Genomic DNA, 7,670 nt, shown 5'->3' on the forward strand with positions numbered 1-7,670 from the left:
ACCGTCACCTCCCCCAGCGCCACCGCCTCCGAGCCCCCCGGCTCCGGCGACGCCGACGAAGAGCCCGGCCCCCGAACCCTCCGCCGCGGCGACGACGGCCCCGAGGTCACCGAACTCCAGATCCGCCTGCGCCAGGTGGCCGTCTACTTCGGCGACATCGACGAGAACTTCGACGAACAGGTCGAATCAGCGGTACGCCGGTACCAGTTCACCCGTGACATCGACGATGACGACCGGGGGGTGTACGGCGGAGCGACGAGGGAGAGGCTGGAGTCAGAGACAAGCGAGCCGTAGTCAATGCCCCGGCCGGCGACAGCACCCACCCGAACCGCCCGCCAGGCCGGCCGCCGGGCCAGTCGGGCAGCCAGCCGGCCGGCCGCAGAGGGTCACGCCACCCGCACCCGTATCCCGCCCCCGTCGACCACGTCCACCGTCACCCCGGTGAGATCCGGCACCCACACATCCGGCCGGTGGACCTGGGCCCGGGGTCCCACGCCGACCACCCGCATTCCCGCGGAGCGGCCCGCCGAGATCCCTGCCCCCGAGTCCTCGAAGACCAGACAGTCCGCAGGAGCGACCCCCAGTTCGGCGGCCCCCTTCAAGAACCCCTCGGGGTCGGGCTTGCTCGCCCCCACGGACTCCGCGGTGACCCGCACGTCCGGCAAGGGCAGCCCGGCGGCACCCATCCGCGCGGTGGCCAACGCGACATCCGCCGATGTCACGAGCGCATGCGGCACACCGGCCAGCGAGGCCAGAAACGCCGTCGCGCCCGGAATCTCCACGACACCGTCCACGTCCGCGGTCTCCTCGGCGAGCATCCGCGCGTTGTCGGCGTGGTTCTGCTCCATGGGCCGGTGCGGCAGCAGCACGGCCATCGAGGCGTACCCCTGCCGTCCGTGCACGACCTTCATGACCTCGTCTCCGGCGAGCCCGTGCTGATCGGCCCAGCGGCGCCAGATCCGCTCCACGACGGCGTCCGAGTTGACGAGGGTGCCGTCCATGTCGAGCAGGAGGGCGCGGGCGGTCAGAACGGTGGTGGCCGTCATCGGCATGCTCCAGGAGACGGGAAGGGGCCGCGAACGGCCCCGGAAGGACAAGGTGACCCCGCCCGCCGGTCAGGGGTAGCGGGCGAGGGCCACTTTGTTCCTTCACGATACAAAACGGAGCCGCACCACGCCACCACTCCCGACCTGGGCTTTCACGGAAGGCGCACCCCGAGTTCACCCAGGAGCTCATCCGCGGGCTCGCCCACGGGTTCATCCACGAGGCCGGCTGCGGGCCCGCAGGTCCACGAGCCCGCCCCGCGAGATACCCGCCCCTCAGCCGACCACAGCCTCGTACAGGCTCCACACGCCCAGCGCCAGCATCACCAGCGCCGCGACCTTGGTGATGAGCCGCAGCGGCACCCGCTTCATCAGCGCCTTGCCGCCCACGATGCCGAGCCCGGCCACCGCCCACAGCGCGAGCACCGCACCAAGGCCCACGGACAGCGGGTCGTCGTAGCGGGCCGCGAGGTTGGCCGTCATGATCTGGGTGAGATCACCGAACTCGGCGACCAGGATGAGCATGAAGCCCGCTCCTGAGACCCTCCAGAAGCTCTGGTCCTTGGGCTTGCGGACCTCCTCCTCGCCGTCGTCGCCCTTCAGCAGAAGCATCGCCGCGCCACCGAGGAACAGCACACCGGTGATCGCGGACACGAGGCGCCCCGGCAGCAGCGTCAGCACGCTGCCGGCCGCGACGGCGAGCGCGACATGCACGGCGAAGGCGGCGGCGACACCGACGAAGACGTACGAGGCCCGGTAGCGCGTACCAAGAACGAGCCCGGCGAGTGCTGTCTTGTCGGGGAGTTCGGCGAGGAAGACGACGCCGAAGACGACCGCCATGACGCTGAGACTGATCACGATCCCTCAATCGGTCGGGGCTGCCCCGCCGAGAAAGACCGTCCACTGACGCGACACCTCGGCACGGCAGCACACGAGGCACCCGCGCCGACGGGCACGGGTAAACACCCGCACCGGACGGCACGGGCAGTGCACTGCTTGCCGAAGGTCTCGCTGGCCGGCCCCGTCACGGGGCCCGCCTCCGGGCGCCGGCTCAGCTGAGCTGAGCAGTATGTCGACGGTCCGGCGAAGAGCTACTCCCCTTCTGCGCCGTTCATCATACGGGACGGCGCAGACACCCCGTGAGGGGCCGCCCGCCCCGAGCACCCCCGCCCGCAACGAAGCGGCACGTCAGAGGCTCGCCCCGAAATCCGACAGGAACCTGCACACCCCAAAGGCTTGTCCTGTCATGCGCACGTCACTAACTTCTCACCGAACGCTTACCCGCAGGAAACGGAGCGCCGCGAGAGTTCCGTTGCTCACACCCGACCACCCTCACCCCCAAGGGAGTTCGTATGCGCAAGTTCTACGCGCGTCGACGAGTCAGCATACTCACCGCGCTCACCGGTCTCATAGCCTCCGTCGCACTCTTCAACTCCCCGACCGCGTCCGCCGCGATGCCGACCCCGGTCAGCGGTGCCACCGCCCGCAGCTACCTCTCTCAGCTCACCGTGGCCACCGAGAACCGCACGGGCTACAACCGTGACCTGTTCCCGCACTGGATCACCATCAGCGGCTCCTGCGACACCCGCGAGACCGTCCTCAAGCGCGACGGCTCGAACGTCGTCACCAACTCGTCCTGCGGCGCCACCAGCGGCAGCTGGTACTCCCAGTACGACGGCGTCACCACGACCGACGCGTCCAGCTTCGACATCGACCACATGGTGCCGCTCGCCGAGGCCTGGGACTCCGGCGCCAGCAAGTGGACCACCGCCCAGCGCCAGGCCTTCGCCAACGACCTGACCCGCCCGCAGCTCATCGCCGTGTCGGCCAGCTCGAACCGGTCCAAGAGCGACCAGGACCCGGCCGAGTGGCTGCCGACCCGCACCGCCTACCGCTGCACGTACGTCCGCGCCTGGGTCCAGGTGAAGTACTACTACGACCTGTCGGTCGACTCGGCCGAGAAGAGCGCCCTGACCAGCGCCCTGTCCGGCTGCTGAACCGTTCCTCCGCACCCCGGCCGGGTGCCGAGCCCGTCCGGACCGTGAAGCCGCGGTGAGACCCGGGCCTTCCCCTGAGCCCGCCCGGGCCTCACCCGGCACCGGCACCACCCGCAGTCACTGAGAGCCGCCGGCAACCGCCGGCGGCTTTCGTGGTCGACCGGCACCGCGGCGACCGCCGAGGCCGAACCGGAACCAGCGGAACCTCCCCGTTCCACTCCGTCGTTCCGTACCGTACGGGTCGACGAAGGAAGGTGATCGCCGATGGCGGGGCTGCGACTGGGGCCGCTGCTGAGATACCTGGACGGCTCGTCCGCGACCGTATGGGTCGAGACGAGCCGTCCGTGCACCGCCGAGGTGCGCGGCGCCGACGGAGCGGGCGGCGAGGCCCGCACTTTCCAAGTGGCGGGCCACCACTACGCGTTGGTCCCGGTGACCGGTCTGCGTCCCGGCACGGCGTCGACGTACGAGGTCCTCCTCGACGGCGCCCCCGTGTGGCCCCTTCCCGACTCGCCCTTCCCGCCCTCCGAGATCCGCACCCCCGACGAGGGCGGTGTCCGGGTCGCCTTCGGCTCCTGCCGCTGGGCCGCCCCTCCCACCCACGAGGCGGACCCGGTGGGCCCGGACGCCCTGGACACCCTCGCCGCCCGTATCGCCGCCGACCCCGCGACCGAACGCCCCGACGTGCTCCTGCTGCTCGGCGACCAGGTGTACGCGGACGAGACGTCCGACGCCACCCGCCGCTGGCTCGCCGCCCGCCGCGACCTCACCGAACCTCCCGGCGACCAGGTCGCGGACTACGAGGAGTACACGCAGCTCTACTACGAGTCCTGGCTCGACCCGGAGGTGCGCTGGCTGCTCTCCACCGTCCCCAGCTGCATGATCTTCGACGACCACGACGTCATCGACGACTGGAACACCAGCGCCTCCTGGCTCGCCGGCATACGGGCCACCCCGTGGTGGCGTGAGCGGCTGCTGAGCGGGCTGGTGTCGTACTGGGTGCACCAGCACCTCGGCAACCTGTCCCCCGCCGAGCTGGCCGCCGACCCGCTGTACGCCGCCGTCCGCGCGTCCGCCGACGCCACGGACCTGCTGCGGGAGCACGCCTCCCGCGCCGACCAGGACCCCTCCTCGGTCCGCTGGAGCTACCGGCGCGACTTCGGGCGCGTCCGTCTGCTGATGGTCGACACCCGGGCCGCGCGCGTCCTGGACGAGGGCAAGCGGTCGATGCTGCACCCGGCCGAGGAACGGTGGCTGCGCGAGCAGGTGCTGGACACGCCCGGCTCGTACGACCACCTCCTCATCGGCACCTCCCTGCCCTGGCTGCTGCCCCACCTCGTGCACGACGCCGAGGCGTGGAACGCCGCCCTGTGCCGGGGCGAGCGCGGGGGGCGCTGGGCGCGGTTCGGGGAGACCTTGCGGCAGCGGGCGGACCTGGAGCACTGGGCCGCGTTCCCGGCGTCGTTCGAGGCGCTGGCCGGGCTCATCGCCGAGGCGGGGTCGGGCGAGCGGGCACCGGCGACCGTGTGCGTGCTCTCCGGCGACGTGCACCACGCGTACGTCGCGGAACCGTCCTGGCCCGAGGGGAGTGGCCCCCGCTCCCGTGTGCTCCAGCTGACCTGCTCGCCCGTGCACAACTCGATCCCGCTGTCCATCCGGCTCGGCTTCCGCTTCGGCTGGAGCGGCGTGGGGCGCGCCCTGGGGCGCTGGTTCGAGCGGCACGGTCGCGGTGAGCGGCCCTCCATCGACTGGCGCCGGACGGGCGGCCCGTGGTTCGGCAACCAGTTGATGACCCTGACCCTGCGCGGCCGCTCGGCCCGGCTGCGGCTCGACCAGGCGCGGGCGTCCGGGAACGGCGCACCCCGCCTGGAGACGGTGACGGAGTACGAACTCACCCCTCAATAACCCCCTTGCCCCGTTTGTTGCATACGTTCCCGTGTCAGTTCTGTTGCCCCTGATGCACGTGAGGCATCCCACACCCGGTTACCTCAGGTCTCGGCTCCGGCCCCGTACGACGGCATGATGAGGCGGACCGTCCGCTTCCAACGGACGGTTCTCCACATCGCGCCCTCCATGCACGGGAGTCACACGCCTTGTCCGCAGCGACCGCCGCCCCCGCCGAGGGCCCCTCCGAGGCCCTCTCCGTCTCCCTCGCCCTCGTCGGCGCGGGCCCGCGCGGCACCAGCGTGCTGGAGCGCCTGTGCGCCTCCGCGCCCGAGCTGCTGCGGCCGGGAACCCGCCTGACCGTCCACGTCGTCGACCCCGCGCCCCCGGGCCCGGGCCGTGTCTGGCGTACCGCCCAGTCCCCCCACCTGCTCATGAACACGGTGGCCTCGCAGGTGACCCTGTTCACCGACGAGAGCGTGGACTGCTCGGGCCCGATCCGGCCGGGGCCGAGCCTCCACGCGTGGGCGGCCGGCGAGTTGGGCCCCGACGAGTACCCGACCCGCGCCCAGTACGGCCGTTACCTGGAGTGGGTCTTCAGCGAGGTGGTGCGTGAGGCGCCGCCCGCGATACGGGTCGAGGTGCACACGGCCCGCGCGGTCCGCCTGGACGACGCCCCCGACGGCCGCCAGACCCTCGCCCTCTCCACCGGCCGCACGCTGCCCGGCCTGTCCGCGGTGGTCCTCGCCCAGGGCCACCTGCCCGAGGTCCCCGACCCCGCCCAGCGCGACCTCGCGTCGTACGCCGGCCGGCACGGCCTGCGCCACATCCCGCCGACAAACCCGGCCGACGTGGACCTCGATCCGCTCGCCCCCGGCGAGCCCGTCCTCCTGCGCGGCCTCGGCCTCAACTTCTTCGACCACATGGCGCTGTTGACCACCGGCCGGGGCGGCCGCTTCGTGCACGGGCCGCGAGGTCCGCGCTATCTCCCGTCGGGCCGTGAGCCGCGCCTGTACGCGGGTTCCCGGCGCGGTATCCCGTACCAGGCGCGCGGCGACAACGCGAAGGGCCCGTACGGCCGTCACACCCCGCTCGTCCTCACCCCCGAGGTGATCGCGGGCTTCCGCAAACGCGCGGACTCGTGCGAGGCCCCCGACTTCCTGACGGAGATATGGCCACTGGTGGCGAAGGAGGTCGAATCGGTCTACTACGAGGGCGTACTCAGTGACAGCCCGGCCCTCGCCGCCTTCCGCGACCGCTTCCTCTCCACCCCCCATCGGGGCCCTGAGGAGACCGCCGTCCTCGACGAGTTCGGCATACCGCACGCGGGCCGCTGGTCCTGGGACCGCGTCGCACGGCCGTACGGGGACCAGGCCTTCCCCGACCCCGACGCCTGGCAGAGCTGGCTGCTCGCGTACATCGGCGAGGACGCGGCCCAGGCGGCGCTGGGCAACGTCGACGGCCCGCTCAAGGCCGCCCTCGACGTCCTGCGGGACCTGCGCAACGAGCTCCGGCTGATCGTCGACCACGGCGGGCTGACCGGCGACTCCCGCCGCGACCACCTGGACGGCTGGTACACGCCGCTCAACGCGTTCCTGTCCATCGGCCCGCCCCGCCGCCGCATCGAGGAGATGGCGGCCCTGATCGAGGCCGGCGTCCTGACAGTCGTGGGCCCGCGCCTCCAGGTACGGCCGCAGGACGGGGCCTGGCACGCACACTCCCCCGACGTCCCCGGCTCGGCCGTACGGGCGACCACCCTCATCGAGGCGCGTCTCCCGGAACCGGACCTGCGCCGGACCGCCGACGAACTCCTGGCCCGACTGCTGAAGACGGGTCAGGCACGTCCGCACACCGTCGACGGTTACGAAACCGGGGGGTTGGACGTAACACCGCGCCCGTATCGTCTGATCGACCGTCAAGGGGACGCCCACGCAAGGCGGTTCGCGTTCGGGGTGCCCACGGAGGGAGTGCACTGGGTGACCGCGGCCGGGGCCAGACCCGGTGTGGATTCGGTCACGTTGTCCGACGCGGACGCCGTGGCTCGAGCGGCCCTGCACACCCTCGACCAGCAAGCGGAACGCCGGGCAGACGCAAAGGCATGGCCGAATGTTGAACTTGCAAGCATAGATTAGGTCGACCTAACGTGGGCTACCGATCGGTATCCGTCCCCACCGGCCCTTCACAAAAGGACCGGGAAACCAGACCGAGGGAGTCCCCCCACATGACCGGACGCCTCAACAGCGCCCAGCCGTACGCCATCGGCCTGTTCCGCATCGTCATCGGCCTGCTGTTCGCCTGCCACGGCGCCATGGCGCTCTTCGGCGCCTTCGGCGGCGTGGACGGCAACGGCACCAGCGCCGAGACCGGCGCCTGGCCCAACTGGTACGCGGCCGTCATCGAACTCGTCGGCGGCAGCCTGGTCCTGCTCGGCCTCGGCACCCGTGCGGCGGCGTTCATCGCCTCGGGCGCCATGGCCTACGCGTACTTCACGGTCCATCAGCCCGACGCCCTGTGGCCCATCGAGAACAAGGGCGAGGGCGCCGCGATGTACTGCTGGTCGATGTTCCTGCTGGTCTTCACGGGCTCGGGCGCGTTCGGCGTCGACCGGTTCCTCGCGAACCGCTCGGCCACGATCGCGAAGAAGCCCGCCTCGGACCAGGCCCCCGTGGCGGCCTGACCCGCACCACGCACTCCGGCGCCCGTCTCCGCCCCGCGGAGGCGGGCGCCGGAGTGCGTGGTGCGGGTC

The 7,670-nt window shown here is 71.8% G+C and carries 7 protein-coding genes; 5 read left to right on the top strand and 2 right to left on the bottom strand.

The features are described from left to right. Nucleotides 1-294: peptidoglycan-binding domain-containing protein (locus tag FPZ41_RS49175; RefSeq protein WP_228023389.1), on the top strand; the 294-nt coding region annotated here is incomplete at its 5' end. A 92-nt stretch (nt 295-386) separates the two neighbouring features. On the opposite strand, the gene FPZ41_RS42875 is transcribed toward FPZ41_RS49175, so the two are convergent. Both FPZ41_RS42875 and FPZ41_RS42880 read right to left on the bottom strand, forming a co-directional pair. Continuing rightward, nucleotides 387-1,052 carry an HAD family hydrolase gene (locus tag FPZ41_RS42875; protein ID WP_152869876.1) on the bottom strand — a complete coding sequence of 222 codons (666 nt, stop codon included), beginning with the start codon at nt 1,050-1,052 and terminating at the stop codon, nt 387-389. A gap of 267 nt (nt 1,053-1,319) precedes the next feature. After that, on the bottom strand, nt 1,320-1,901 hold the full coding sequence (locus FPZ41_RS42880; RefSeq protein ID WP_322621463.1) for a TMEM165/GDT1 family protein: 582 nt from the start codon (nt 1,899-1,901) through the stop codon (nt 1,320-1,322). Nucleotides 1,902-2,395: 494 nt separating this feature from the next. Here FPZ41_RS42880 and FPZ41_RS42885 point away from each other — a divergent pair, with 494 nt between their 5' ends. From FPZ41_RS42885 to FPZ41_RS42900, 4 genes are all read left to right on the top strand, one after another. Continuing rightward, complete coding sequence (locus FPZ41_RS42885; protein WP_152869878.1) at nt 2,396-3,040, top strand: HNH endonuclease family protein; 645 nt, start codon at nt 2,396-2,398, stop codon at nt 3,038-3,040. Nucleotides 3,041-3,304: 264 nt separating this feature from the next. Beyond that, nucleotides 3,305-4,945, top strand: a complete 1,641-nt coding sequence (locus FPZ41_RS42890; RefSeq protein WP_152869880.1) for an alkaline phosphatase D family protein — start codon at nt 3,305-3,307, stop codon at nt 4,943-4,945. A gap of 188 nt (nt 4,946-5,133) precedes the next feature. Further along, the gene (locus FPZ41_RS42895; protein WP_152869882.1) at nt 5,134-7,056 is read left to right on the top strand and encodes an FAD/NAD(P)-binding protein; all 1,923 of its coding nucleotides are present in this window, start codon (nt 5,134-5,136) and stop codon (nt 7,054-7,056) included. Nucleotides 7,057-7,145: 89 nt separating this feature from the next. Further along, nucleotides 7,146-7,601, top strand: coding sequence for a DoxX family protein (locus tag FPZ41_RS42900; protein ID WP_152869884.1), 456 nt, complete (start codon nt 7,146-7,148; stop codon nt 7,599-7,601). Nucleotides 7,602-7,670: the final 69 nt, after the last annotated feature.

The organism is Streptomyces acidicola (assembly GCF_009377235.1).
GTDB lineage: Bacteria > Actinomycetota > Actinomycetes > Streptomycetales > Streptomycetaceae > Streptomyces > Streptomyces acidicola.

Coding starts and splice junctions, on each gene's coding strand:
- FPZ41_RS42875 (WP_152869876.1), bottom strand. CDS start 1,052: ATGCCGATGACGGCCACCACCGTTCTGACCGCCCGCGCCCTCCTGCTC.
- FPZ41_RS42885 (WP_152869878.1), top strand. CDS start 2,396: ATGCGCAAGTTCTACGCGCGTCGACGAGTCAGCATACTCACCGCGCTC.
- FPZ41_RS42890 (WP_152869880.1), top strand. CDS start 3,305: ATGGCGGGGCTGCGACTGGGGCCGCTGCTGAGATACCTGGACGGCTCG.
- FPZ41_RS42900 (WP_152869884.1), top strand. CDS start 7,146: ATGACCGGACGCCTCAACAGCGCCCAGCCGTACGCCATCGGCCTGTTC.